We start from the raw sequence: 26531 nt of genomic DNA, 5'->3' as shown, positions 1-26531 counted from the left end.
CCTTGGTTGTGCATCTCGACAAGAGACTGCTTAAATTCTGGTGAATATCGAATCATATAAAAAATGCTCCTCTGCTATTAGTTTACAGGGCAGAGAAAAATCTGTCCGTAAATCTAGCATAAGAGCACTGCAATCGAAGATTATTCAGACGAATACATTGAACAAATGGTTGAGCAAATTAATAGCCGACCTCGAAAGCTTTTCGGCTGGAGATCGGCTAAAGAATATTATTTATCTCAAGTGTTCCGGTTGAATTGACAATTCACCTACAAAAAATACCCATGTCAATAAATGACATGGGTATAATTATTAGTCTTCGAATTCTTCAGGATCGAAGTCCGTACCATCTAGCATACGAGCTTCTAGCCAATCCCAAACATTGTCCTTACCGTACTTCGTTTCTGATGAGAAAATCTCAAAGTCAGAAACATCGGGGTTGAATTGCAACCCACGCTTGATGTCAGCTTCAGCCTTGTTCCACTTACCGCGTGAAATCTTGTCGGCCTTCGTCGCAACAACAAGCACTGGCAAACCAATGTCATCTGACGTCAACCAGTTGTACATCTCGATGTCTTCCTTAGAAGGCATGTGACGTGCATCAACAAGTTGTACGATTCCCTTCAAAGGCTCACGTGTACGCAAGTATTCACCAATCATCACAGCGAATTCTTCACGCGCCTTCTTTGACACCTTGGCATAACCGTAACCAGGCACGTCGACGAAGAAAATTTGATCCTCTACCTTGTAGAAGTTCAACGTTTGCGTCTTACCTGGTTGTGATGACGTACGAGCAAATGACTTGCGGTTAATCAAAACGTTCGTCAATGATGACTTACCAACGTTTGAACGACCCACAAGGGCCACTTCTGGCAGCCCATCAGTTGGGTATTGGCTCGCACGAACGGCAGACATTACCATTTCGACATTGTGTACTTCCATGATAAATCCTCCGTTAAATTATGCTTGTTCAGTGACCAATTCAGGTTGCTCGTGGTTCAAAACGGCACCTTCCGTAATAATAACGCCATTAACGTCATCACGTGAAGGTACGTCGAACATCACGTCACGCATCGTTTCTTCGATGATTGAACGCAATCCACGGGCTCCCGTCTCACGCTCGATAGCCAAGTGGGCCATAGCCTTCAAAGCTTCGGGCGTGAACGTCAAAGCGACACCTTCAAGAGCCAACAAAGCTTGGTATTGCTTAACCAACGCGTTCTTAGGCTCCGTCAAGATGCGAACCAAATCGTCTTCAGTCAATTCTTCCAAAGCAGTCAAAATTGGCAAACGACCGATGAATTCTGGAATCAAACCAAAGCTCATCAAGTCTTCAGGCACAACTTGTTGCATGATTGACTTATCTGACGTGTTGAATTGTTGCGTCTTTGAATCCGTTCCGAATCCAATGACCTTCGCACCAACACGTTCCTTAACCATTTGTTCGATACCTGCAAAGGCACCACCGACGATGAACAAGATGTTCGTCGTATCGATTTGAATGAACTCTTGGTTAGGGTGCTTACGTCCTCCTTGAGGTGGAACGTTAGCAATCGTACCTTCTAGCATCTTCAAAAGGGCTTGTTGCACACCTTCACCAGAAACGTCTCGCGTAATTGAAACGTTTTCGGCCTTCTTGGCAATCTTGTCAATTTCGTCGATGTAGATGATACCTGTTTCAGCACGCTCGACATCGTAGTCGGCGGCTTGGATCAACTTCAATAGAATGTTTTCAACGTCTTCTCCGACGTATCCAGCTTCAGTCAAAGTCGTGGCATCCGCAATTGCGAATGGCACGTTCAATAGCTTAGCCATTGATTGTGCGATGTACGTCTTACCAGACCCAGTAGGTCCGATCATAGCGATGTTTGACTTTTGCAGTTCAACACCTTCAGCCCCAGTTTCACCCGTCAACATCGCGTTAACGCGCTTGTAGTGGTTGTAGACGGCAACTGCAAGAGTACGCTTAGCTTCGTCTTGTCCGATAACGTATGAATTCAAGTTATCGACAATTTCACGTGGTGTTTTCAAAGTCAATGTGCGCTCCAATGCATCTTGTTGCAAATCTTCATTAATAATATCTTGTGCCAAAGCCACACATTCGTTACAAATGTATACGCCAGGCCCTGCGATAAGCTTCTTCACTTCAGTAGAAGCCTTACCACAGAATGAACAGTAGGCAATGCCGTTTGAATTATCGGTAGTATTAAACACTGTTCAACCTCCTGTAAGTTTTTAAACGTTAGACTAAACGTAAGTTACCTACTATTGTACCAGAGATTTTGTGTTTTTTTATACGATATTCTTAGGACTTATATAGTGTAACACTGCAAAAAGAGGTTAGACTCGAAAAAGTCTAACCTCTTTTGTTTAATGTTTAATTGAATTAAGCTTCAACAGCGTTATCAACGATCATGTCAACAACTTGCTTGATAGCAATGTCGTGTGACAACATGTCGTCTGACAAAGCACCGCGAACAGCAGCTTCGTCCATACCATATTGGTCAGCCAATGACTTTACTTCAGCAGCAATGTCGTCAGCTGATGGCTTGATGTTTTCTGCCTTAACAATAGCTTCCAATACCAAGTTCGTCTTTACACGACTCTCAGCACCTTCTTCGTATTGCTTGTGCAAATCATCTTCTGATGAACCAGTGATTTGGTAGTACAACTCTGGTGAGATACCTTGTTGTTGCATTGAAGCAAAGAATTGGTTCATTTGACGGTGAACGTCTTCGTGAATCATTGAGTCAGGAATTTGACCACCTTCAACAGATGCGTTGTCAACAACAGCTGCGATAGCTACGTCTTCCTTGGCATCCTTAGCTGCGTCTTCCTTAGAAGTCGTCAAGCGAGCCTTAACCTTGTCCTTCAATTCTGCCAAAGTTTCAACTTCTTCGTCGATGTCCTTTGCGAACTCGTCGTCCAAAGCTGGAACTTCCTTAGTCTTAACTTCGTGCACAGTAACAACGAACAAAGCGTCCTTACCTGCCAAGTCAGCAGCTTGGTATTCTTCTGGGAACGTTACGTTAACGTTAACAACGTCTTCGGCCTTGGCACCAACCAATTGGTCTTCGAAGCCAGGGATGAATGAGCCTGAACCCAATTCAAGTGAGTAGTTCTCACCCTTTCCACCGTCGAACTCAACACCGTCAACTGAACCAACGAAGTCGATAACAACCGTGTCACCGTTCTTTGCAGGAGCGTCAACCAAAACCAATTCTGCTTGACCTTCTTGCAAACGAGTGATTTCAGCATCCAATTCTTCATCAGAAACAGTAACGTCTGATGCAGGAACCTTAACACCCTTGTACTCGCCCAATTCGATTTCTGGTGCCAATTCAACTTCAGCAGTCAAAACCCAAGCTTCACCCTTGTTCATTGACTCTGCGTCGATCTTTGGTTGACCAACAGTCGTAACACCTGCTTCAGCAACTGCATCAGCAAATACATCTGGCAATACAACGTTCAAAGCGTCTTGGTACAATGACTCTTCACCGTACATTTGGAAAAAGACTTGCTTAGGCATCTTACCCTTACGGAAACCAGGAACCGTAATTTGCTTCTTAACGTCGTTAAATGCGGCGTCGATACCCTTTTCGTATACGTCAACAGGAACTTCGAACTTGATCGTTCCCTTGTTGCCTTCACCCTTAGTGAAAACTGCGTTTGCCATGTTTATTCCTCCAATAGTCACCGGTTAAAGACCGACGACATATATTATCTTTACATACTTTATAAGTTTACCGGAAAAACCGTTATTTGGCAATAAATGTAGGCCAAAACACGACATTTTCCCGACAAAAACGAACTTAGAAAAGTTGACCTTCAAACTTTGACTCTGGGTAGTTCTTAAAGTCATAAGTTGCCAAATCTTCAGCCTTGTTAACAAAGGCCGTCAATGACTCCGTCAACATCAAGTTAGTCTTGTAGTCCGTCTCTTCGACCATGATAACTGGCTTCTTCAATGCCCATGCCATGCCAGCTTCAAAGGCTGTTCCTGAATCAGCGTCATCATCACGGAAATCAGCAACAACAACCAATGCGTCAGCGTCCAACACTTGTGTGACATCACGACGGAATACTTCAGCAGCCCATGCTGGCGTGTACTCTGGGTTATCTGTCTTTTGGTGGTGGCGTGGTGAGTAGAAATCAGTCACCGTTGGGTTAGCCTCTAGGGCTGCCTCAATACGTGCGACACGATCAATTTGCTCATCGCTAAAGAATGGTGCTGCCAAATAAATTTGCATTGTTTAAAGCTCCTCTTCATTGAAAAAAGTGTATAAGCTACTCTATCACATTTGCGTTGGTCGTGAGCAACAAAATTTACAGAAAAAAGCTCTTGAATTCATGTGAATACCAAGAACCTTGTCATACCAGTCATTACGCCTGGTAAGTTTTCTTATGTGTTTTAAGCTTCTTTATTGCCCATTCATAATGTGCAACTGTGGCTGAAATACAATAGCTGCCAAGCGTCGTTGTCCCCGTCCATGAAAAATACTGTTTGGTAAACAATGCTTCATCGGAAAAGTCCGTAATCAACGCCATTACTTTGTCGTGGCTTTCATGTAGCATAGCCTTTGCATCCGCTAGCGTAGTCTCTTGGTGTTGTTCCCAGAAGCCGACGTTCATCTCACCATACGTTTTCCAATTATAGGGCGCTGGCAAGAATGGTTGCTGATCACCATTTAGATTTGCGTTCACCCATCGCAATAGTAACTGGTGCCATTCATAAAGATGAACTAAGACATCTCGGACATTCTTATCGCGTCCCCAATGTGCTTCCTTGCCCATCTCAGCCCCAAAAGCAAAAGTGGCTGTTTGTTCTTCTTCTGGCATGTCATCAATTAATTGCCACATCTTCTCAAATTGCTGTTCTGATGCAGTTAATAACTCCGCTTTCGTCTTCGGTCTCGCCATGGTTATTCCCCCGTATCAAGTAATCTTACGGTCAGAATACCATCCGTTAGACGAAAGTCCCAACAATCTGCCTGGGTAAACAAAAAGAGAGTTATGACATACGAATATGTCATAACTCTCTTTTTTGAGCAGCCTAAGCTACATTGGAAAATTTTACGTTAACCGTAAAATTAGTCCTTGATTTCTGAAACAGTTCCGGCACCGACAGTACGTCCACCTTCACGAACCGTAAACTTCAATCCCTTTTCGATGGCAACTGGTGCGATCAATTCGATATCGAATGTTACGTTGTCACCAGGCATAACCATTTCAACGCCTTCTGGCAATTGAACTACACCCGTAACGTCAGTCGTGTGGAAGTAGAATTGTGGACGGTAGTTAGTGAAGAATGGCGTGTGACGGCCTCCTTCTTCCTTAGTCAAAACATAAACTTCGGCCAAGAACTTAGTGTGCGTTTGGATTGAACCAGGCTTAGCCAAAACTTGACCACGCTCGATTTCCTTACGATCAACACCACGCAACAATGCACCGATGTTATCACCAGCTTGACCTTGTTGCATTGACTTACGGAACATTTCGATTCCAGTAACAACAGTCTTACGAACGTCTTCGTGCAAACCAACGATTTCAACTTCATCGTTCAAGTTAACAGTTCCACGGTCGATACGACCTGAAGCAACAGTACCACGACCAGTGATCGTAAATACGTCTTCGACAGGCATCAAGAATGGCTTGTCAGTGTCACGCTCTGGCGTTGGGATGTATGAGTCAACAGTGTCCATCAACTCTTCGATAACCTTAACTTGTTCTGGGTCACCTTCCAAAGCCTTCAAAGCTGATCCGCGGATAACTGGAATATCATCCCCAGGGAAATCGTACTCTGACAACAATTCACGAACTTCCATTTCAACCAAGTCAACCAACTCTTCGTCGTCAACCAAGTCAACCTTGTTCAAGAACACAACCAAGTAGTCAACACCAACTTGGCGAGCCAACAAGATGTGCTCACGAGTTTGTGGCATAGGACCGTCAGTTGAAGCAACAACCAAGATAGCACCGTCCATTTGGGCAGCACCAGTGATCATGTTCTTAACGTAGTCCGCGTGACCAGGGGCGTCGATGTGGGCGTAGTGACGAGCTTCCGTCTCGTACTCGATGTGAGCAGTGTTGATCGTGATACCACGCTCACGCTCTTCAGGAGCAGCGTCGATAGCAGCAAAGTCTTGTTGCTCAGCCAATCCCTTGTCAGCCAATACCTTTGAGATAGCGGCAGTCAAAGTAGTCTTACCGTGGTCGACGTGACCGATAGTTCCAATGTTAACGTGAGGCTTAGTGCGCTCGAAATTTTCCTTAGCCAAAAGCTTGTCCTCCTAATATTCGCATGTTAGCCCTTAAATGGGCTAACCCTTATTGCTTAAATAGTATTATACTACATTCCTTACAGAACTAAAACAACTTGGTGCGAAAATCTTTGTAATTTCTCTATATGAGACTGGAATTATTATATATAACTTGGCGATTTTTGTAAATATTTTTTACCTAAATTCGACTATCAATTTCAAAATAGTTTTTTTAAGGCATTAATCCCATCATTTCTTGCCCTAATTTTGCCCGCCAAGATTGTTGTTCAACCGGCTCCACTGGGGCATTTTCACCCATCGTCTCCGCCATTAAACCAGCTGCCCAAGCGCGTGGGTCCTCAACAACGCGATCAATTGCTGGATAAGCAATCATCAACATCAAACGCGCTTGTTCAACCAAAGCGTGTACCGTAGCCGGGCCAATTTCATGTTCATAACCAGATAAGGTCGCCACCACCGTTTGGAAAAGCGGCATGTCATCTAGTGATTGCAACTCATTTGGAACGATTGTGAGCGTCTTTTCATCCAACCAGGTCATCTCAACTGGCTCGGTCACTTGCAAGCGACGTAGCTTGTCTAGAACTGTCACACGGGCAATTGCTGGTAAGAACGGATCAACCAATGCAAAACGTGCGCCAACCAGGTATTCGCGAATCGGCAACTTGTCAGCAGCGATTAGACGTTCTTTTTGGTTAACAGCATCCCCGTCACTTAGGTGATAGAACTGACGGGCAATCGTGTTCAACGTTGCCTTTTGTTCCGTTCTAAAGGTTTCTTCGGCAGTCTCGATCTCAGCCGTTAATGTCGTCGCAACTTCCGGTGCCACCCAGGTCACAAATTCTCGTGCGGCAATAAATTGTTGATTCTTCAATGCCACCGTGACATATAGCTCCGCTAACTCGGCACTTTCTAGATATGAATCAATGAATTCATCCGCAAACAATTGTGCCGTCTTGAATTGACCATCCGCTAATAGCACGCGTGTAATCAATTGATTAAGTTCTGGTGTTTGTTGCAAATCATATGCTTCATCAAATGCATCCAGCGCTGGACCGAATGCATGATTCTCATAGGCTTCTTTTCCTTTTGCTAAAAGCAGTTCGTAACGTTGCGTTTGTTCTTCGTTCATGATGCATCCTTCCTAACAAACAAGCGTCGACCCGTTAGAATCGACGCTTGTGTTTTATTCAGCTGATGGTGCTGATTCACCTTGCGTTGCCTTTGGCTTACGACGACGTGGACGACGCTTCTTTTTCTTAGCGACCTCCGCTCCGTTTTCAGCTGGCTTAGCAGGTTGATTATTATTATTCTTAGCAGGCGCTGGCTTATTAGCATTTGCGTTCTGCTTCTTCTTAGGCTTGTTGTTTTGCTTTTGTGACTTGTTTGCTTCAGAAGCATCAGCCTTCTTGGCGTTCGTCTTGCTTGCTGAACGCTTGCGACGACGACCGTTTTGGTTGGCTTCCATGATAACTGGCAAAATCACTGGCTTACGACGCGTTTGCTCGTACAAGAACTTACCCAATGCATCGCGAACAGAGTTCTTAAGGTTACCCCAGTCGAATTCCTTGGCGTTCTTGATACCTTCAGCAACGGTCGTTTCAACCAAGTCACCAGCCTCGCGAATCAAATCACGTGACGTCTTCACATAAACGAATCCACGTGAATCAATCTTTGGCTTTGAGATAATCTTCTTCTTCTTACGATCAATCGTCACAACGGCGATGAATACACCGTCTTCTGACAAGATGCGGCGGTCGTTCAAAACGATAGAACCGATATCACCAACACCAGAACCGTCGATCATCGTTGAGCCAACTTGGATTGAACCACCCAAGTACATCTCTTCGCCATCCCAGCGAAGGTTGTCACCCTTGGCAAGCAAGAAGACGTGGTTATCATCGTAACCAACTTGCTCCGCAGCCTTGTAAGCTGCGTTCAAGACGCGGTACTCACCTTGTACAGGGATAACATTCTTAGGCTTCAACAAGTTCAACAAAAGTTGGAAATCTTCCTTAGATGCGTGACCTGAAGACTTCTTATCCGTTGAAATTTGCTTAACTGTTGCACCGGCACGGAACAACATGTCACGCGTACGTGCGACATAACCTTCCATAGCCGTTGAAGGAGTCGTCGTAATGAAGACCAAATCACCTTCTTGGATTTGGATGTTGCGATCATCACCTTGCGCCATACGTTGCAAGTGACGAATTGGCTCACCCATCTTACCCGTTTCAAGGATAACGGTCTCGTTAGGCTCCAACTTGCTCAAGTTCTTCAAAGAAACAAATAGTTCATTCTCAGGCATTGGCAAGTGCAACTTCTTCAAACGCAAAGCTGTACGAACAACCTTTTCCAAGTCGTTTCCAGAAATCACAATCTTACGACCAACCTTAAAGGCAGCGTCGATAACTTGTTGGATACGTTGGATGTTTGACGCAACTGCAGCAACGATGATACGACCCTCAGTGTGACCGCGGAACGTATCCAAAACGTAGCTACCCAATTCAGATTCGTGGGCTGCCAAACCGTAGCTAGCTGTACCTGCTGCATCAGCAAGCAAAGCGATAACACCCTTAGCACCAATTTGTGCCAAACGCGCCAAATCAGTACGGTAATATGGCAATGCCGTTGTATCAATCTTAAAATCACCAGTGTAGACAACTTGTCCTTCTGGCGTCTCAATAACAATTCCAAGTGATTCTGGAATCGTATGTGTCGTCTCAAAGAACGAAACGGTCACATCCCCAAATGATACTTCTGAGTTACCACGAACCACGTGGTAATCATCAAACCCCTTTGCTTCAGGCTCTGCTTCCACAGCCAACTTAGCCAATTCAATCGTTAGTTCTGATCCGAAGACCGGTACCTTAACCTCGCTCAACAAGTAAGGCAATGCACCAATTGCATCTGCGTGTCCGTGTGTCAAAAAGACACCGGCAATCTTATCTGCGTTCTCTACCAAGTAGGCAAAGTCAGGAATGACAACGTCAACTCCTAGCAAATCGCTTTCTGGGTACTTCAACCCTGCATCCAAAATAAAAATGTCTTCACCGACGGTAACTGCGTACATGTTCTTTCCATTTTCACGTACACCACCGAACGGCATAATACTTAATGTCGTAGCCATAATGTTCCTATTCTCGTTATATTTCACAGGTCAGCACAACCCAAACGTTTGTATGATTTATTAACAGTTTACCACACAATGCCTACCCCACCAACAACAAGAAAATTATATCTGCAATATTTCTGACACCTTTTGCCCCAGAACCACAAACAAAAGTGGCGTCGCCCAGAAAGCAAAAAAAACTGCTAATAACAAATCTAGTTTGCATTTCGGTACTCTCTTTGCCGATTGATTTTGTGATGATGATATTAATCACCGTCAGTATGATTGGTGGCACAATCTCAATTAACAATAGCTTCGCGAAAAAATTGAAGTTTTCAGCTTGCGTCGGTGGTGTTGACGGTTCCAAAAAATTTCCAGAGCTTTCGAATGCCAGTTTTATTGGCATATAAAGTACGTCAATGGTAATGATTACTGAAAATATCATTGTTATAACGATACCTAAGGCAAATTTGAATTTCATTTTCTGATCCCCTTATAGGTGATTCAGTTTAGCATTGAGTTTTTGTTATTTTATGAACACAACAAAAAAGGCGATTGCTCGCCTTTAGTCTGTTATTTTATGATTAGCCAGATGTTTGCTAGAAAGATAATCGCAAAAATACCACCTAATACGTAGTTCCAAGTTTCCCGAGTTTTCTTCCCCTCATAGATGAACACAAACACCATCAATGCATTGAACACCGTGTTAAACCAGCCTTGATAGATTATCCCCAAAATACATACCACAATACTGATTGGTAGAATTATCCATTCCATCTTACTAATTTGATTCTTCATAAGCTTTACCTATACCGTAATTTCGCAACCGCGGTCCCCTCCTTGATATTGATATTACAAACCTAGTATAGAACTTTTGAATTAGTCGGGATGTGGCATCTCCATAATCAGGGACATGTTTTAACGCTTTAGACAATAAAAAAGACCAACACCCAAAGATGTTGGTCTTTTTTTAGTCTGCTAAGACAAGTAATAAATTACTTGTTCAAAAGAGCAGCCAAACGTGACTTGTCACGTGAAGCCTTGTTCTTAGCAATCAAGCCCTTTGATGCGGCACGATCGATAGCTGACGTAGCGTTAACAAACAACTCTTGCAAGTTGTCTGCACCAGCTTCAGCAGCCTTACGGAACTTCTTCACTTCAGTACGGTATGCACTCAATTGTGAGATGTTACGCTCGCGTTGCACCTTGTTCAAGCGGGCACGTTGGATTGATGACTCAATAATTGGCATCGCTTTTCCCTCCGATGATAAATGTCAAAATAACGTACGTTGTTAATGTAAAAATTAACGACGCAATCCAAGCTTTTGGATCAACTCACGGTAACGTTGAACGTCGTTGTCACGCAAGTAACGCAACAAGTTACGACGGTGACCGATCTTCTTCATCAACCCACGTTGTGAGTGGAAGTCGTGCTTGTGCTCTGACATGTGTGCGTTCAATTCGTTGATGTCAGCAGTCAAAACTGCAACTTGAACTTCAACTGAACCAGTATCACCTTCGTGACGTGCGAATTCCTTGATGATTTCATTCTTGCGTTGTGCAGAAATAGCCATGTTGGATATCCACCTTTCTTAATATATAGTCGCCTAAAACAACGTAGGACGACGGTGAACCGTCAAACATCGTAAAAGGTCGTGTGCTTTTGCACTTCAAATATAATACTAAACTTTCTAACTTGATGCAAGTAGAAATCCTAGGCAATATCAGCTTGGTAACGCAACACGAATAATTCAAAGAGTAATTCAGGGTCGCGTGCCGTTGATTTCAGCTGTTCTTCCATATCAACTAGCCCCAGATAAGCCTTAGCTAGTGCGGTATAACTGAAGCGACGCACCGTCTGACGGCCAAGCTTTACACGGTATGGATTCACCTTCAACATCGATGCTGTACCTGATTCACTTTGAGTTGATGACTTCACCTGTAACAACAAGCGGAATTGTCCTAGCAATGCTGCGTGCAATCGCAAGGGTGCCTCACCACTCTCAACCAATTCATGGTACAACTCCACAGCGCGCGTTAGCTTACGGTTCAACAGCGCATTAATTAAGTCGAAGATATTTTCACTCAGCGTACGCGTTACCAAGGAATCAACGGCTTGTTCGTCAATCTGCTTCGTATCATAGGCATATAACATCAACTTATCGAGCTCAGACATAATCTGTGTTAACGACATGTTCGTCAAACGAATCAATAATTGCATCGCTGGCCCTGACATTTCAAAGCCACCTTGGCGCAACTTGTCGCTAATCATGTTGCGCACATCTTTTTCAGTTAAGTCACCGAACGCTAGATACGCAGCTTTCTCTTTGAGCAACTTAACAATCTTCTTGCGACTGTCGAGCTTCTCATATGGTGCAAAAATCACCAAGACCGTTTGTGGTTCAGGATGCTCAACGTAAGCCAGCAAATCTTCAACGTGGTGTTCGACCTTCGTTCGTGGATTCTCCCCAGTCAAGAAGTAGGCATCATCGATAATGACGACACGTCGGTCACCGAAGAACGGCACTGACCGCGCATCATCAACTGCGATGCCCAACGCCGTTTCACGCATATCAAATTGCGCTAAATTCAACGTGCGGTCTTCGTCTGGAATCAGACTCACAAACGCCGCACGAACTTGATCAAGCAAATATTGGTCCGTACCTTGAATGAGGTAGATTGGCTGCAATGTTTGCTTTGCAACGTCTTGTTGCACATCTTTCAGCGTATAAGCCATGCCCACGCCTCCTCGTTTTAATCGTATCTCTACTGTATCATGTTGCCCCTCGAACGTGAATAGCTACTTGATTTCAGCTTGCCACCAATCGCGATTACCACACCACCGGTACTGCAACATACCACTTTCAGCTGTATTAAACACCATCATTCCCTGCCGCTTGGTTGTGACCAACGTTTCTTTGTTTGGGTGACCAAATCGATTATTCACACCAGCAGAAACAATACCAATTTGGGGCTTTAATGCCTGCACAAATGATGGCGCGGTACTTGTTTTCGAACCGTGGTGTCCCAACTTCAGAAGGTCTACTTTTCCTAATTGGCCGTTCTGAATCATTCGCTCCTCACCAGCCTGGTCCAAATCACCTGTCATCATTAAGCGTTTAGGCCCGACCTTCACGAGCAACGCAACCGAATCTTCATTTTCACCAGTTCCTGCCTCGAATGGATGATGAACCGTTGTCCAATAATTTAAACGCATGCCAGCGCGAACCTCTTGCACTTCAGCCGTCCCTAGATAAGGTGTAATTAATCGTTTGTACGCTTCAGTCTGTTTCATCCCCAACGGCACATAAATTGTCTCAACCCGCACTAGTTTCAGAAAATGCGGCAAATTGCCGATGTGATCGACATCTTTGTGAGTGAGCACTAAGTGTTGAATTTTAGTGATACCGTTACCTTTTAGAAACTGGGCCAACTGTTGCGCTTGAAAATCAGTCTTGCGTGGTACGGCCCAATCAGGCTGTGGTAATTGCAGTTTGCCACCAACGTCAACCATCATCACTTGATTAGCACGATGCTTAATGATGGTTGCGTCTCCCTGACCGACATCCACAAAGGTCGCAAACCCGCCAGGCAGAGCATTAGGCAATAACAGCATAACGCCGTAGATAGTTCCTAGAACGCCCACTAACCAACGTTGTCGAACTGCTAACCAAACTAGCGTACCGATTAAAACGATTGCACATAACAACACCGGTGGCTGTCCAAACGTTAGTTCGCCCGGCAAGCCTTCCGTTTGTGCAATCGTCCAACGCACCCCTTCAATAAATGCATTACACCAGTTAGTTAGAGCCACAATGTTTAACCACGCTGCAAGTATGCCTACGATTAAAGCGGGAATCACAAGCCACGTGAATAGTGGCATGGCAATCAAGTTAGCTAAGATACCAATTGGATGCCAAGCATATGTGTGCCACAGCAACAACGGCAAAATTAGCAACGACAAGAAGACACACTGCCACCATCCCGGTTTACCTTCAAGCCATAACAAGCCAAACGTCAACAAGTAGGACAGTTGGCCACCTAGGTTATGCAAAACACCCGGTTCTAAGATAAGGCCACCCAGTAGCGCAATTCCCCAGGCATCGACTGCTGACAACCGTAACCATCCCAACTCTCGCCACGCTTGGGTCAGGGCCAACAAAACAGCTCTGACCAACGATTGTACGCCACCCGCAAATAACAGCAGGCCAAGTAACAGCACCTGCACAATCAACAACGAGCGTTCGCGCGTCACACCTAACCACCGGCCAATGCGACGCCAAATCACATACAAGCCCGCTACTTGAAAACCAGAAATACTAAACAAATGGACTAATCCCATTTTTTGAATACCCAGGTTATCATCATAAAAGTCCCGGCGGGTATATCCCAGAAACAATGTCTCGCCGTAATCACGTAAACCAGGTGGCAGCTGTCCGAACCACGTCACCAGTCTGCTATGCCAAGTTCGAATTTGGGCCACAAAGAATTCACCTGCGTTCGCTGGTACGTAAGCTTGCCTTATCTCACCCTGTCTCAAAACAAGTTGGTGCATAATGCTCCGACTTCGCCAATAGCCCACTGGATCAAAGGCGAACGCGTTACGCCGTGATGCAATCTTTTCGTATCGACCAGTCCCCGCAATAACAACCGCATCATGGCGTTGCTGCAAGTCCCGAAATGGCTTTTCTTCCTTGCAGAACCAGGTTAGACGCACACGTTCTTTATTTGGCAACGTCGCAAACCCAGTAATCGTCGTGCCAGAGAATTGCAATTCGTCTGGATGAACTATTACGGTGGTCTGAACATCGCCAGTCGGTTGTTCGTTAAGTCGATTCAATTGCATCTGATGTGTACTGAAAAAAGCCCCATAGCTCACCACAATCAAAACGGTTAGACACAAACGTTTTGTAAAACGACTCACCAATAAAATGAGTCCCCAGACCAACATCGGCACGGCCCACCAAAATTGATGACAAATCACAACGTTTAGTGCGCCAACTAACAAACCAATTACTAACCAATAGCCGTTCATTACACCGTGACCAATGGCTCTAATTTCGCAAACGTTTTTTCACCAATCCCTGACACTTCTTGTAAATCAGCGACCGTTTTAAAGCCACCCATCGTTTCTCGTTGGTCAATAATGTCTTGTGCCCGCTTAGCGCCAACGCCAGGTAGTTGTTGTAGTTCTGCCAACGTCGCCGTGTTTAGATTGATTGTCTCGTTGCTTGCATCTCCACTCGTCGCACTCGTTGCCGTCGCTTGCCCAGGCAACGGGTACTGCTCAGGAACTTCTTCCGTTCTGTTCGGCACATATAACACCTGGCCATTAACTAACGGTGCCGCTAAATTCAACCGCGTTCGGTTAACCGTCGGCAATGTACCACCTGCTTTTTCTAGAACCTCAGCCATAATCGGACCAGTATTGAATTTATAAACCCCTGGTCGATACACCGCTCCTTTGACATCAATCACTACTTTGGCGGTTGTTGTACTTACTGACCTACTAACGCTACTTGTTATTTGCGAAGATTGATCTGCCGCGATGCTCGGCGAGACATCACGAGGCCAGACCGGTTTTGTCTGTGAAAACTGCCACCAAACAATCAAGCCGATGCCCACTGCCGCCAGCCCGCTAAAGAAGAAAAACACGTGTTGGAACCGATAATAAAGTGCTTTTAAAGTCGTCATTTATTTCCCCTCCAGTAATAAAGAGGCGAAAACCGACAAAAAGTCCAAAAAAATGCGACGAATCGCAAAATTCGTCGCAAATCATTTCTATTGCAAGTTTGGATCGTTGAAGATGGTGTTCATCACTTCTTCAACCATATCAAATTCTTCTTCTGTCTCGATTGGTTGCAACATACCTTCTTCGTCATCCTTGTTATAGATGAATGGCATGATACCAACTTCTTCTTCGTCATCACCTTCCATGGCTGCATCAGCAGGCCCAAGGATGATGTATGACTTACCAAAGTCTTCTGAATCAAAAGAGAACAACTCGATAAATTCGTGCTCGTTGCCTTCTTCGTCAGTCAAAATAAACAATTCAGCTTCGTTCATGTCGGCTTCCTTTCGCTTTTAACAAAAAATGGCCGATTCATCACCGGCCATCAATTGTACTAAAATTAGTCTTCTTGTTCGTCCAAGAATTGGTTCAAACGTTCTTCAACCATTGACCACTCATCGTCGTCTTCGATTGGGGTCAAACCACCCTCAGTAGACTCTGCAGTCTCGTCTGGGTCAAAGATGTATGCCAACATCTCTACTTCTTCATCTTCGCCTGCACCGGCTGGGTACAAGACGATGTATGACTTACCGTAATCTTCTGACTTAAACGTGAACAATACTTCGAAAAGTTGCTCGTCGCCATTGTCATCGATCAACGTGATAATGTCTTGCTCTTCATCCATCTCAATTTACCTCTTACTTTACAAGTGGGCCTTTGCGATCCAAATAGTTTTGGAGAATCAAGGCAGCTGCCAACTTATCAATTACCTGCTTGCGCTTCTTACGAGACGCGTCGGCTTCTTCAACAAGCATACGTTCTGCCTCAACCGTCGTCAAGCGTTCGTCCTGGAAATCGATTGGCAACCCGAAAGTTTCCGTTAGCAATTCACCATAGGCTTGCGCTGCTTCAACACGCGGACCAGATGTATTATTCATGTTCTTTGGTAGACCAAGTACAAAGCCAGTTGGCTCAAATTGGGCTACTAGTTCCTTCATACGGTCGATACCGAACTCTTTTTCATCCTCATTAATGCGAATGATTTCAACACCTTGTGCCGTCCAACCAAGCAGGTCAGAAACTGCCACACCAACTGTGCGTGACCCGACATCAAGTCCCATAATTCGTCCCATTATTAATCGACCATTCCTTTCTGAATCAGATTACTTAGCCAAGTAATCCTTCACAAGCGCTTCAATGATTTCATCACGTTCGTACTTGCGAATCAAGTTACGTGCATCATTAACACGTGGAATGTACGCTGGGTCGTTTGAAATCAAATAACCAACGATTTGGTTGATTGGGTTGTAACCCTTTTCTGCCAATGCGGCGTATACAATTTCAAGCGTCTTACGCACGTCGTGATCTTGGTTGTTACCAAAATCAAAAACAGCTGTATTATCCAATGAACTCATATGCAGCCTCCTTCTGAGGAATTATCCTCTAAACAAATGCTACTTTGCAGCCAACCATTCAGTTGCTTGTGCAAAGGCATCCTTAATACCAGCGGGGTTCTTACCACCAGCTTGTGCCATGTCTGGGCGACCACCACCGCCACCACCGACAGCAGGTGCAATGGCCTTGATCAAATCACCGGCCTTAACACCCTTGGCGATAGCGTCAGGTGAAGCAGCAACCAATAGGTTAACCTTTTCACCCAAGTTAGCAGCCAAAACAAGCACGTCTGATGGTGTTGTTTGCTTCCAGTTATCAGCCGTTGCACGCAAGGCATCCATTGATTCAACGGCCATTTCCGTTGCAATCAACGTGAAGTTACCAGCGGTTTGAACATCGTTAAAGGCAGCATCAGCAGCTTGGTTAGCCAACTTTTGCTCCAATGATGCAACTTGACGCTCAGCATCCTTCAATTGCGCTTGCAAAGCAGCAATCTTGTCGTTTACTTCTGATAATTGTGGTGCCTTAACTTGTGCCATAGCTTCGTTCAACCAAGCATCGTGTTGCTTGAACAAGTCCATTGCACCCTTACCAGTAACGGCTTCAATACGACGAACACCGGCACCAGTACCTTGCTCGCTCACAATCTTAAACATTCCCAACTCAGCCGTTGAGTTTGCGTGAGTTCCACCGTCGAATTCGACGTTGAAATCACCGATTGAAACGACACGAACTGTCTCGCCATACTTTTCAGTAAAGACGGCAACAGCGCCCAACTTCTTAGCTGATTCGATATCCGTCTCAACCCATGAAATTGGCAAGTTTTCAATAATCTTTTCGTTGATCAAGTCTTCGATTTCTTGCAACTTTTCAGCTGAAACAGCTCCGTTGTAAGTAAAATCATAACGCAATCCGTCTTCAGTAACCAATGACCCAGCTTGTGTCGTGTGTTCACCCAAGATGTTACGCAAAGCTTGGTCAAGCATGTGCGTAGCCGTGTGGTTCTTTGACACAGCAGCGTGGTAAGCACGGTTCACTTCAAGCTTGTAAGTCTCGCCAGCCTTGATTTCAGCGTTAACGTTCAACGTGTGCAAGTGTTGTCCGTTTGGAGCGTTTTGCACGTCAACCACTTCGGCAACCACTTCACGAGCAGCGTTGATGACAACACCGCGGTCAGCAACTTGACCACCCATTTCAGCATAGAATGGCGTTACGTCGAAGATAACTTCAGCTTGGCCATCCTTAGCAGAATCAACCAATTCGTTATCAACAATCAAGTCCGTCAACTTAGCGGCATCGACCGTCAATTCTGACCAACCAACGTACTTTGATTCCGTCTTCAAGTCCGTCAACAAAGCGTTTTGAACACCCATTGAAGCTGTGTTACCACGAGCAGCACGAGCACGTTCTTGTTGCGCCTTCATCTCAGCATCGAAGCCAGCACGATCAACTGTCAAACCAGCATCAGCTGCTGATTCTTCCGTCAACTCGTATGGGAATCCGTACGTGTCGTACATCTTGAAGGCAACGGCACCGTCGATAACACCACCGTTAGCCTTAGCTTCTTCGATGACACCATCCAACAATGACAAACCATCAGCCAACGTCTTGTTGAAACGAACTTCTTCAGCTTCAACAACTGAAGCGATGTAGTCTGCATTCTCCAAAACTTCTGGGTAGTATGACTTCATGATCTCACCCACAACTGGTACCAAGTCCTTCAAGAAGACCTTGCTGATACCAAGCTTGCGTCCGTGCAAAACAGCACGACGTAGCAAACGACGGATGATGTAACCACGACCTTCGTTTGATGGCAAAGCACCATCACCGATAGCGAACGTTACGGCACGTGCGTGGTCAGCAATAACCTTGAATGAGATATCCTTTTCAGGATCCTCACCGTACTTGAATTGACCTGACATCTCTTCCGTCTTACGGATGATTGGCAAGAACAAGTCCGTTTCAAAGTTCGTCTTAGCGTTTTGGAACACTGAGACAACACGTTCTAGTCCCATACCCGTATCAATGTTCTTGTGTGGCAACTCAGGATAGTCCTTGTTGTCAGTCAAACCAGGCAAGTGGTTGAATTGTGAGAACACGATGTTCCAGATTTCCAAGTAACGCTCGTTTTCACCACCAGGGTAGTTTTCCTTTGGATCGTCTGAGTTAAATTCTTCACCGCGGTCGTAGAAGATTTCAGTGTCAGGTCCTGATGGTCCTTCACCGATATCCCAGAAGTTATCTGGCTCTTCGTACAAGTGATCCTTTGGCAAACCAACCACGTTCAACCAAATATCCTTTGCCTCTTCGTCGTTAGGGTAAACCGTGACATACAACTTTTCAGGTTCCATGCCGTACCACTCTGGGCTCGTCAACAACTCCCAGGCCCAAGGAATAACTTCAGGCTTGAAGTAGTCACCGATTGAGAAGTTTCCCATCATTTCGAACAACGTGTGGTGACGAGCAGTGTGACCAACGTTTTCAATGTCGTTCGTACGAATTGACTTTTGTGCATTCGTAATACGACGGTTTTCAGGCACAACCGTACCGTCAAAGTACTTCTTCAAAGTTGCGACACCTGAGTTGATCCACAACAATGTTGGATCATCCTTTGGAATCAATGATTGAGATGGCTCAATGCTGTGTCCCTTACTCTCAAAGAAACGTAGAAACACATCGCGAATCTCAGCTGATGATAATGACTTCATCTTTCCAATCCTCACTTAAATAAATATCTAAATAAAAACAGACCGCCATTGCATAACAGAGACGCTAACACGCGGTACCACTCTGCTTGCAATGATGGTCTGCATCATTACCTCTTAGGATGCCGTTAACGCGGGCGCACGGCTTGTTTTCACAAGCAGCTATGAAGGTAGCACCAGAAAAGGCTGAGCGTTGTTTGCATCATCCACAACGTTTCTGTTGGCTCTCAAACCTTAAATGATATGTCCTTGTTCATTATTGTAACATATTAAGAACTTCTAATAGCCGTTTTTGTTTGCTTGAAATGTTTTTGTAAAAGTTATTTGGTATTTAGCAATCGCGCGATGTTCTCAGCCGTTCGTGTTAGATTTGCCTCACCCGTCTTCATCGCCGTTGGCAAATCCACTGCACCTGGCACAATACTGAACACCGCATCGATACCCAAATCATACAACGCCTCAATGCCATCCCCAACATAACCAGCAAGGCCAATCACCTTAGCATTTTGTGACGCTTGCTTAATTGCTTGGGCTGCTCCCATTGGGGTCTTACCGTATTGCGTCTGGAAATCAATTGCGCCTTCGCCAACAAATGCAACGTCCGCGTTCGCAGCTTTAGCAACCAAGTCAGTTGCTTCAACAACCAAGCTAATGTCTGATTGCATCTTAGCCTGTGTGAATGCCAACATACCGGCACCTAAGCCACCAGCAGCCCCAGCACCTGGTGTGTTAGCCAAATCAATGCCAAGTTGGGACTTAATAACTGCGGCATAATTCGCCAAAGCCACATCCAGTTCGGCAACCATTGCTGGTGTAGCCCCCTTTTGCGGTCCGAATACCGCTGACGCACCCGTTTCACCAACCAAAGGATTCGTTACGTCTGATGCGAGCAGAAACTCAGATTCGGCAACACGAGGATCAAGATTGTTCATATCAATCTCATGCAACGCTGCTAGTGACGCACCACCGCGAGCAATTTGTTGGCCATTTTCATCAAGGAATCGAACACCCAAAGCTTCAGCCATGCCGGCACCACCGTCGTTAGTAGCAGAGCCACCTAGACCAATAATGAATCGACGGATACCACGGTCCAAGGCATCTTTAATCAATTGCCCCGTACCGTAAGTTGTCGTAATCAATGGGTTCTTCGTTTCTGTCGTCACGAATTGAATACCTGATGCGGCCGACATTTCGATTACAGCCGTTTGTTGGTCACCCAACACCCCATAAAATGCCTTCACCGTTTCATCCAACGGATTTTGTACCTCGGCCGTAATGATTTCGCCATCCGTGGCAGCAACAAGCGACTGAACAGTTCCTTCACCACCATCAGCCATCGGCACTAGCTCATACTCTGCATCAGGATAAATCTTTTGCAAACCAGCTTGGATGGCCACAGCGGCCTCTTTTGCTGTCATACTTTCTTTAAATGAATCTGGTGCAATTACAAATTTCATATCGTTCCCTCTAGAAAAAGCGCACGGAATCAAATATTCCATGCGCTTATAAAGCTTACTTTTCGTTCGCCTTCTTCTTCACTCGGCTTTTATCCATTCCATGGATGCCGACTGACTTCCTACGTGAGTCGAGACTCACTCCGGTTGTGGCGGGCCTGCGAAAAAGGCTTACTTCTCGTTCGCCTTTTTCTTGGCCTTCTTAGCGGCGCGGAGTGATTGACGCTCTTCGACACGCTTCTTGTACTTTGCATCACGGGCAATAGCTGCCTTAATTTGACGCTTGTAACCAGGCTTAACGTTCTTCTTCTTCTTCTTGACCATTCCGATCATCGTTGGGTCAAGCTTAACCGTTGACTTTGAACGTTGCTTACGACGGCGACGGTCGTAACCAGGCTTCAACTCACCGTGTGAGTACGTCATTGGCTCGAATTCAACACCCATTGCTTCAACCGCTTGCACGCGATCTTCCTCATCAGGATTGTAAATCGTAATTGCTGTTCCTTCCATACCGTTACGGCCAGTACGACCAACACGGTGCACGAAGAATTCCAATTCAGTTGGAATACCATCGTTGATGATCAATGATACACCAGGGATATCGATACCACGCGCAGCCAAGTCAGTGGCAACCACGTATTGGTAATCCAAGTGTTGGATTTGTTGCATGGTACGCTTACGCTCACGTGGTTGAATACCACCGTGAATTTCAGCAACCTTCAAACCGCGGTTACGCAAAGCCTTCGTCAACTCACGGGCACGTTCCTTCGTGTTCGTGAAGACCAAAGCCATGTATGGGTTACCCATCGTCAACAACTCGTAGGCCAAGTCGTCCTTCTTCATTCCCTTCGTACCAACCAACAAGTTTGTGATAGTTGGGGCGATAACCGTTTCCGTTGGGATTTCTTCGATAACTGGGTTCGTTAGGTACTTCTTCAAGAATGGTTGCAACTTTTGTGGAATCGTTGCTGAGAAGACCAACATTTGTAAGTCTTCTGGCATTGCACCAGCAATTGCGTCAACTTCAGGCAAGAATCCCAAGTCCATTGTCATATCCGCTTCGTCGACAACCAATGTGTCAGCCGTGTGGATATCCAATGCCCCGGCCGTGTACAAGTCCTTGATACGACCAGGTGTTCCGATAACGATTTGTGGTTGTGAGCTTTCCAATTGGTGCAATTGACGCGCCTTGTCAGTACCACCAACGTACAAACTAATGCGTGGTTGTTGGTCAACTGGGAAACCAGTTCCCAATTGCTTAGCCGCTGCATAAATTTGTTGTGCCAATTCACGTGAAGGCGTTGTAATAACGGCTTGCACCTTTTGAACTGATGGGTCGTACTTTTGGAAAATAGGAATCAAAAATGTGTGTGTCTTACCAGATCCCGTTTGTGATTGTCCAACGACTGAACGTCCTTGCATGACAACTGGAATCAAGCGCTCTTGCACCTTTGTAGGCGTTGTGAAACGAATTTCTTCCAACGCTGTGTAAATTTCTGATCGTAGGTTGTAGTCAGTAAACTTCGCCATTATGCTTCTGTTTGCTCCTTCAATGTTTGATCGGCTTCACGAATGATATCGTTAATTTCATCCATATCCTTTGCTAAGGCACCAGAGGCAAACTTGTGTCCACCGCCGCCGTGACGCTTAGCAATTTCGTTAATCACCGTGTTACGTGAACGGAGTCGTACGCGGAAGTACCCTTCATCTTGCTGCTCAAAAACAGCCCAGGCCTTCGCCGTGTTAATCTTTCCTAGCAATGGCACGATAAATGCGGTACCAAATTCGCCAAGATCGAAACTCTCTACGACTTCATTCGTCAAAATAATATAGTTAAAGCCATTTTCAGTCATGACCATATTGCTATAAACGTAAGCTGATGCACGGGCAGCTTCAAGTGAAATCGTATCCATTCGTTGGTTAATCTCGAACCAATCAAAATCGTATTTCATCAAATCTGCCACAACCTGCATCGTTTCAGACTTCGTTGCATACAAAAAGCGGCCTGTATCGCCGACAATTCCAGCATACAAATATGACGCACCCGCATCAGACAACTTCAATTCGTCTTCAAATTCCTTGTAGAAGGCGTAAATCAAAGCTGATGTTGATGAGGCACCCTCTTCAACCCAATTAAAATCTGCATATGGGTCTTCGTTTGGGTGGTGGTCAATCTTAACTAACGTCTTACCGTAATCAAAACGGCGGTCATCAATACGTGGTTCATTAGCCGTATCGGTAACAATAACTAAGGCGTTATCGTAAAGTGAATCTGGAATATCTTCCATGTCACCCATCCAAGCCGAGCTAGGCACCTGCTTCCCCACAACGTGGACATGCTTATTCGGGAATGATGTCTTAATCAATTCAGCAAGACCAAGTTGTGAACCAAATGCGTCAGGGTCTGGACGTTGATGACGGTGAATAATAATCGTATCCGCCGCCTTAATTTGCGCTAAAATTGCTGTTTGCGCTGTCATGTTGCTTTCTCTATTCTATCTAGTTTACTTACGTTGCTTTTATTAGTATAGCAGAAAATGGCCGTAAAAACGCGTTGTGGTTAGTTATCATACAGATTCAGTGGAATATTTTCAAACGTCAGCGGTGCTAGATTTGTCATTGTTAAGCCAAGCAACCGAATTGGCTTTTGATACCCACCTAATTCTTCCCAAATGTCCTGTGCTAATCGCACAAATTCAGTGGCGTCATTTGGTAAGAAGTCCGTCTGGGTGAAGCGACGTGTCTCTGTGTCAAAATCTTCATCGCGTACTTTCAAGACCAGCGTTTTACCGTGCATACCACGTCGTTTAAGCGACTGTTCTAGTCGCTCGGCCAATTGTTTAAACTCTGCCTCAATCTGCTCCTCAGTGTCCAAAAACGGCCCATAGGTATGCTCTTTACCAATTGACTTACGTTCGCGCTGCCACCCAACTGGACGGTCATCAACCCCACGAATACGGCGATAAAAATCGTAGCCCATGCGCCCGAAGTGCTGGGTCAGCGTTGTTTGATCCATCTCATATAGGTCACGCCCCGTATCTACGCCAAGTTCATGCATTTTTATGGCCGTTTTCTGGCCGACACCACGCACATCTTCAATTGGTAACGCATCCAAAAACGCACGAATATCTGCCTCACGGACAACTGTCAGTCCGACTGGCTTGTTATGCTCGGATGATAACTTCGCTAAGAATTTATTGAATGAAATACCAACCGAACTCGTCAACGATAATTCAGCAAAAATGGTTTGCTGTAATTCATGAGCAAGTGCGACCGCATCGGTATGCCCGGTTTTGTTCTCTGTGACATCAAGATAAGCCTCATCAAATGCAATTGGTTCAACCTTATCTGTATAACGATGAAAAATATCATGAACCTGTTGTGACACCGCGCGGTACTTGTCAAAGTTAGGATCTAAGAACGTTGCATTCGGTGCTAATCGTAATGCTTCAGCTGCACTCATCGCTGAATGGACACCTAGCTTTCGAGCAACATAGTTAGCTGTCGCCACCACACCACGGCCACCATTCTTGCGTGGGTCATGCGCCAAAATTAATGGCACATTTGCAAGAGCGGGATTATCACGGATTTCCACTTGGGCATAAAACGCATCCATATCCACGTGAATAATTTGTCGATCTGTTTTTAAATGCACTGGTATCTCTAGCAAATCCGCCATGATAATCTCCTTTCTTGCCAACTAATAAAAAGAATTCAAGTTGCGCATTGCAACTCGAATTCTCAAAAATTACTTTTCGTCTTCTGAAGCTGGCTCGTCGGCCTTTACTTCTTCAGCAACTGGTGCTTCAACAGCTTCAGTCTTAGCTTCAGCAGCCTTAACAACTTGGCGGATAGCTGACAACTCGAATACCAAGATAACACCTTCAGCATCCAAATCGAAAGTCTTAGCTTCCTTGTTAACAGTAGCAATCTTACCGTGCAAACCACCGATAGTAACCACTTCGGCACCTGGTTGTACGTTGTTGATCATCTCTTGGCGCGTCTTTTGGGCCTTTTGTTGTGGGCGAATCATGATAAAGTACATGGCTGCCACGAAGACGATCAAAATCAAAATGTTCATTGACATAGTAGTAAATCTCCTAAAATTTTAATAACAGTAATTAGAACAGACGGGCATTTGCGTTGTTATAACCGTAGTTAGCCATAACCTCTTCACGGAACTCAAGTAGTCGATCTTCCGCAATTGCTTGGCGCATGTCTTCCATGAGCTTCAACAAGTAACGCAAATTGTGCACTGAGGCGATGTTTTGTGCATACAACTCATCAGCCTTAAACAAGTGGTGCAAGTAAGCCTTGGTAAAGTTTTGTGAACCGTAGTCTTCCGTCTCAGGGTCAATCAAAGAGAAGTCATTCTTGTACTTTGAGTTCGTAATCACGATACGACCCTTAGATGTCATCAACGTTCCCTTACGAGCGATACGCGTTGGCAAAACTGAATCAAACATGTCGATTCCACGGATGGCACCATCAATCAATGAATCCGGTGCTGCCACACCCATCAAGTAACGTGGCTTGTTCTCAGGCAAGAATGGCACCGTGAAGTCTAGCACACGGTTCATTTCTTCCTTCGTTTCACCAACTGACAAACCACCCACAGCATAACCAGGCAAATCAAGTGATACCAAATCACGGGCTGATTGCTTACGTAGCTCACGGAAACCAGCACCTTGCACAATACCAAACAATGCTTGATCCTCAGGACGACGGTGCGCTGCCATCGCACGCTCAGCCCAGCGTGAAGTACGCTCAACTGAGTTCTTCACGTAGTCATACGTTTCGAAGTATGGAATCGCTTCATCCAATTGCATCATCACGTCAGAACCCAAGTTGTTTTGGATTCGCATCGCAACTTCTGGAGAAAGGAACATTTCTTCACCATTGACGTGGTTACGGAAAGTAACTCCCTCTTCCTTAATGTTGTTACGCTCTGACAATGACCAAACTTGGAAACCACCAGAATCAGTCAAAATTGGACCATCCCAATTCATAAACTTGTGCAAGCCACCAGCTTCAGCAATCAATTCATCACCAGGACGTACCCACAAGTGGTATGTGTTAGACAAAATGAATTGAGACTTGATCTCCTTCAATTCGCGAGGTGAGACATTTTTAACGGTTGCTTGTGTACCAACTGGCATGAACATTGGGGTCATTACTTCACCGTGTGGCGTTGTAATCTTACCCAAACGTGCACCAGTATGCTTTTCAACGTGAAGCAATTCGTACTTCACAGCATAATCTGACATGTTTCGACTTCCTTCCTGACACATCTGTTAAATGTGCTAGCATACTATTTTCACCCGCTAACCAAAGCGGTAAATAAAAACTAACTAAGAACTATTATATCAGAAAGAACACCCGTCTTAGGCGCAATTTCCAGAATAAATGAACTTTATGTGTAAATTGTGATGTTTGATGGTACAAAAAAACCACCAGGTAACTGGTGGTTAGGATGGACGTTACAGGGATCGAACCTGTGACCCCCTGCTTGTAAGGCAGGTGCTCTCCCAGCTGAGCTAAACGTCCATGTGCATCGCGACGTCCTATCCTCGCAGGAAGCGATCCTCCAACTACTTTCGGCGCTATTGAGCTTAACTTCTGTGTTCGGTATGGGAACAGGTGCGGCCTCAATGCCATCGTCACGACACGGTATTTAATTGAGAAAATATTAGCTCTCTCAAAACTGAATCATAATTTGTAAATCAAACTTCGTTTGAGCCTTACACCACGTTTTCAACTTGGTTAAGTCCTCGAACCATTAGTACTAGTCCGCTCCATGCGTCGCCGCACTTCCACTTCTAGCCTATCTACCTCATCATCTCTGAGGGGTCTTACTTC

General features: G+C 45.1%; 25 protein-coding genes, 1 tRNA gene and 2 rRNA genes. All 28 read right to left on the bottom strand.

What is annotated here, in order from left to right; all coding sequences use genetic code 11:
- Positions 1 to 309: 309 nt before the first annotated feature.
- The gene (gene yihA, locus C6P11_RS04760) at positions 310 to 939 is read right to left on the bottom strand and encodes a ribosome biogenesis GTP-binding protein YihA/YsxC (protein ID WP_135519026.1); all 630 of its coding nucleotides are present in this window, start codon (positions 937 to 939) and stop codon (positions 310 to 312) included.
- Between the two features lie 18 nt (positions 940 to 957).
- The gene (clpX, locus tag C6P11_RS04755; protein WP_003609945.1) at positions 958 to 2211 is read right to left on the bottom strand and encodes an ATP-dependent Clp protease ATP-binding subunit ClpX; all 1254 of its coding nucleotides are present in this window, start codon (positions 2209 to 2211) and stop codon (positions 958 to 960) included.
- 172 nt (positions 2212 to 2383) lie between these two features.
- Complete coding sequence (tig, locus tag C6P11_RS04750) at positions 2384 to 3673, bottom strand: trigger factor (RefSeq protein WP_135519024.1); 1290 nt, start codon at positions 3671 to 3673, stop codon at positions 2384 to 2386.
- A 136-nt stretch (positions 3674 to 3809) separates the two neighbouring features.
- Entirely contained in the window at positions 3810 to 4247 is a 438-nt protein-coding gene (locus tag C6P11_RS04745; RefSeq protein WP_003609953.1) for a nucleoside 2-deoxyribosyltransferase, read from the bottom strand.
- A 133-nt stretch (positions 4248 to 4380) separates the two neighbouring features.
- A complete protein-coding gene (locus C6P11_RS04740; RefSeq protein ID WP_135519021.1) occupies positions 4381 to 4917 on the bottom strand; it encodes a ClbS/DfsB family four-helix bundle protein in 537 nt (178 codons plus the stop codon).
- A gap of 170 nt (positions 4918 to 5087) precedes the next feature.
- Positions 5088 to 6275, bottom strand: coding sequence for an elongation factor Tu (tuf, locus tag C6P11_RS04735; RefSeq protein ID WP_003609958.1), 1188 nt, complete (start codon positions 6273 to 6275; stop codon positions 5088 to 5090).
- 214 nt (positions 6276 to 6489) lie between these two features.
- Positions 6490 to 7407 (bottom strand): hypothetical protein, encoded by a 918-nt coding sequence (locus C6P11_RS04730; protein ID WP_135519018.1) that lies wholly within the window; start codon positions 7405 to 7407, stop codon positions 6490 to 6492.
- A 54-nt stretch (positions 7408 to 7461) separates the two neighbouring features.
- Positions 7462 to 9405, bottom strand: coding sequence for a ribonuclease J (locus tag C6P11_RS04725; RefSeq protein ID WP_135519016.1), 1944 nt, complete (start codon positions 9403 to 9405; stop codon positions 7462 to 7464).
- Positions 9406 to 9487: 82 nt separating this feature from the next.
- A complete protein-coding gene (locus C6P11_RS04720; RefSeq protein WP_135519014.1) occupies positions 9488 to 9868 on the bottom strand; it encodes a hypothetical protein in 381 nt (126 codons plus the stop codon).
- 514 nt (positions 9869 to 10382) lie between these two features.
- Positions 10383 to 10637 (bottom strand): 30S ribosomal protein S20, encoded by a 255-nt coding sequence (rpsT, locus tag C6P11_RS04715; RefSeq protein WP_003609969.1) that lies wholly within the window; start codon positions 10635 to 10637, stop codon positions 10383 to 10385.
- Positions 10638 to 10691: 54 nt separating this feature from the next.
- Positions 10692 to 10961: a 30S ribosomal protein S15 gene (gene rpsO, locus C6P11_RS04710; protein ID WP_003609971.1), complete on the bottom strand. Its 270-nt coding sequence runs from the start codon at positions 10959 to 10961 to the stop codon at positions 10692 to 10694.
- Between the two features lie 140 nt (positions 10962 to 11101).
- On the bottom strand, positions 11102 to 12124 hold the full coding sequence (gene holA, locus C6P11_RS04705; protein WP_135519012.1) for a DNA polymerase III subunit delta: 1023 nt from the start codon (positions 12122 to 12124) through the stop codon (positions 11102 to 11104).
- 63 nt (positions 12125 to 12187) lie between these two features.
- Positions 12188 to 14233, bottom strand: a complete 2046-nt coding sequence (locus C6P11_RS04700) for a ComEC/Rec2 family competence protein (RefSeq protein ID WP_245299777.1) — start codon at positions 14231 to 14233, stop codon at positions 12188 to 12190.
- 188 nt (positions 14234 to 14421) lie between these two features.
- Positions 14422 to 15081, bottom strand: a complete 660-nt coding sequence (locus C6P11_RS04695) for a ComEA family DNA-binding protein (RefSeq protein WP_135519007.1) — start codon at positions 15079 to 15081, stop codon at positions 14422 to 14424.
- Between the two features lie 87 nt (positions 15082 to 15168).
- Positions 15169 to 15453, bottom strand: a complete 285-nt coding sequence (locus tag C6P11_RS04690) for a DUF1292 domain-containing protein (protein ID WP_135519004.1) — start codon at positions 15451 to 15453, stop codon at positions 15169 to 15171.
- 65 nt (positions 15454 to 15518) lie between these two features.
- Positions 15519 to 15803 carry a DUF1292 domain-containing protein gene (locus C6P11_RS04685; protein ID WP_003609979.1) on the bottom strand — a complete coding sequence of 95 codons (285 nt, stop codon included), beginning with the start codon at positions 15801 to 15803 and terminating at the stop codon, positions 15519 to 15521.
- A gap of 13 nt (positions 15804 to 15816) precedes the next feature.
- On the bottom strand, positions 15817 to 16251 hold the full coding sequence (gene ruvX, locus C6P11_RS04680) for a Holliday junction resolvase RuvX (protein WP_039968505.1): 435 nt from the start codon (positions 16249 to 16251) through the stop codon (positions 15817 to 15819).
- 30 nt (positions 16252 to 16281) lie between these two features.
- Positions 16282 to 16533, bottom strand: a complete 252-nt coding sequence (locus C6P11_RS04675; RefSeq protein WP_135519001.1) for an IreB family regulatory phosphoprotein — start codon at positions 16531 to 16533, stop codon at positions 16282 to 16284.
- Between the two features lie 39 nt (positions 16534 to 16572).
- Positions 16573 to 19221: an alanine--tRNA ligase gene (gene alaS / locus C6P11_RS04670; protein WP_135518999.1), complete on the bottom strand. Its 2649-nt coding sequence runs from the start codon at positions 19219 to 19221 to the stop codon at positions 16573 to 16575.
- 317 nt (positions 19222 to 19538) lie between these two features.
- On the bottom strand, positions 19539 to 20675 hold the full coding sequence (locus tag C6P11_RS04665) for a glycerate kinase (protein WP_135518996.1): 1137 nt from the start codon (positions 20673 to 20675) through the stop codon (positions 19539 to 19541).
- Positions 20676 to 20843: 168 nt separating this feature from the next.
- Positions 20844 to 22202, bottom strand: coding sequence for a DEAD/DEAH box helicase (locus C6P11_RS04660; protein ID WP_135518993.1), 1359 nt, complete (start codon positions 22200 to 22202; stop codon positions 20844 to 20846).
- Complete coding sequence (locus C6P11_RS04655; RefSeq protein WP_135518990.1) at positions 22202 to 23152, bottom strand: DHH family phosphoesterase; 951 nt, start codon at positions 23150 to 23152, stop codon at positions 22202 to 22204. Before C6P11_RS04655 ends, C6P11_RS04660 begins: the two co-directional genes overlap by 1 nt.
- 80 nt (positions 23153 to 23232) lie before the next feature.
- Positions 23233 to 24351, bottom strand: a complete 1119-nt coding sequence (gene dinB / locus C6P11_RS04650) for a DNA polymerase IV (RefSeq protein ID WP_135518988.1) — start codon at positions 24349 to 24351, stop codon at positions 23233 to 23235.
- Positions 24352 to 24420: 69 nt separating this feature from the next.
- Complete coding sequence (gene yajC / locus C6P11_RS04645; protein ID WP_135518985.1) at positions 24421 to 24759, bottom strand: preprotein translocase subunit YajC; 339 nt, start codon at positions 24757 to 24759, stop codon at positions 24421 to 24423.
- A 34-nt stretch (positions 24760 to 24793) separates the two neighbouring features.
- Complete coding sequence (gene tgt / locus C6P11_RS04640; protein ID WP_003610002.1) at positions 24794 to 25939, bottom strand: tRNA guanosine(34) transglycosylase Tgt; 1146 nt, start codon at positions 25937 to 25939, stop codon at positions 24794 to 24796.
- Positions 25940 to 26146: 207 nt separating this feature from the next.
- Positions 26147 to 26219: transfer RNA gene (locus C6P11_RS04635), tRNA-Val, on the bottom strand.
- Positions 26220 to 26223: 4 nt separating this feature from the next.
- Positions 26224 to 26340: ribosomal RNA gene (rrf, locus tag C6P11_RS04630) — 5S ribosomal RNA — on the bottom strand.
- A gap of 91 nt (positions 26341 to 26431) precedes the next feature.
- A 23S ribosomal RNA gene (locus tag C6P11_RS04625) occupies positions 26432 to 26531 on the bottom strand; the annotation flags it as partial.

The sequence above is a fragment of the Weissella confusa genome, from assembly GCF_004766315.1.
Lineage (GTDB): Bacteria > Bacillota > Bacilli > Lactobacillales > Lactobacillaceae > Weissella > Weissella confusa_A.
Note: the sequence above shows the minus strand (reverse complement) of the source record. Positions and strands in the feature narration are given on the sequence as shown.

Coding starts and splice junctions, on each gene's coding strand:
- C6P11_RS04700 (WP_245299777.1), bottom strand. CDS start 14,233: ATGCAATTGAATCGACTTAACGAACAACCGACTGGCGATGTTCAGACC.
- ruvX (WP_039968505.1), bottom strand. CDS start 16,251: ATGGGACGAATTATGGGACTTGATGTCGGGTCACGCACAGTTGGTGTG.
- tig (WP_135519024.1), bottom strand. CDS start 3,673: ATGGCAAACGCAGTTTTCACTAAGGGTGAAGGCAACAAGGGAACGATC.
- C6P11_RS04745 (WP_003609953.1), bottom strand. CDS start 4,247: ATGCAAATTTATTTGGCAGCACCATTCTTTAGCGATGAGCAAATTGAT.
- C6P11_RS04695 (WP_135519007.1), bottom strand. CDS start 15,081: ATGACGACTTTAAAAGCACTTTATTATCGGTTCCAACACGTGTTTTTC.
- rpsT (WP_003609969.1), bottom strand. CDS start 10,637: ATGCCAATTATTGAGTCATCAATCCAACGTGCCCGCTTGAACAAGGTG.
- tgt (WP_003610002.1), bottom strand. CDS start 25,939: ATGTCAGATTATGCTGTGAAGTACGAATTGCTTCACGTTGAAAAGCAT.
- C6P11_RS04730 (WP_135519018.1), bottom strand. CDS start 7,407: ATGAACGAAGAACAAACGCAACGTTACGAACTGCTTTTAGCAAAAGGA.
- dinB (WP_135518988.1), bottom strand. CDS start 24,351: ATGGCGGATTTGCTAGAGATACCAGTGCATTTAAAAACAGATCGACAA.
- yajC (WP_135518985.1), bottom strand. CDS start 24,759: ATGTCAATGAACATTTTGATTTTGATCGTCTTCGTGGCAGCCATGTAC.
- C6P11_RS04675 (WP_135519001.1), bottom strand. CDS start 16,533: ATGAGTTCATTGGATAATACAGCTGTTTTTGATTTTGGTAACAACCAA.
- C6P11_RS04690 (WP_135519004.1), bottom strand. CDS start 15,453: ATGAACGAAGCTGAATTGTTTATTTTGACTGACGAAGAAGGCAACGAG.
- C6P11_RS04655 (WP_135518990.1), bottom strand. CDS start 23,152: ATGACAGCGCAAACAGCAATTTTAGCGCAAATTAAGGCGGCGGATACG.
- C6P11_RS04665 (WP_135518996.1), bottom strand. CDS start 20,675: ATGAAATTTGTAATTGCACCAGATTCATTTAAAGAAAGTATGACAGCA.
- alaS (WP_135518999.1), bottom strand. CDS start 19,221: ATGAAGTCATTATCATCAGCTGAGATTCGCGATGTGTTTCTACGTTTC.
- C6P11_RS04685 (WP_003609979.1), bottom strand. CDS start 15,803: ATGGATGAAGAGCAAGACATTATCACGTTGATCGATGACAATGGCGAC.
- C6P11_RS04725 (WP_135519016.1), bottom strand. CDS start 9,405: ATGGCTACGACATTAAGTATTATGCCGTTCGGTGGTGTACGTGAAAAT.
- yihA (WP_135519026.1), bottom strand. CDS start 939: ATGGAAGTACACAATGTCGAAATGGTAATGTCTGCCGTTCGTGCGAGC.
- C6P11_RS04720 (WP_135519014.1), bottom strand. CDS start 9,868: ATGAAATTCAAATTTGCCTTAGGTATCGTTATAACAATGATATTTTCA.
- C6P11_RS04740 (WP_135519021.1), bottom strand. CDS start 4,917: ATGGCGAGACCGAAGACGAAAGCGGAGTTATTAACTGCATCAGAACAG.
- rpsO (WP_003609971.1), bottom strand. CDS start 10,961: ATGGCTATTTCTGCACAACGCAAGAATGAAATCATCAAGGAATTCGCA.
- C6P11_RS04660 (WP_135518993.1), bottom strand. CDS start 22,202: ATGGCGAAGTTTACTGACTACAACCTACGATCAGAAATTTACACAGCG.
- holA (WP_135519012.1), bottom strand. CDS start 12,124: ATGGCTTATACGCTGAAAGATGTGCAACAAGACGTTGCAAAGCAAACA.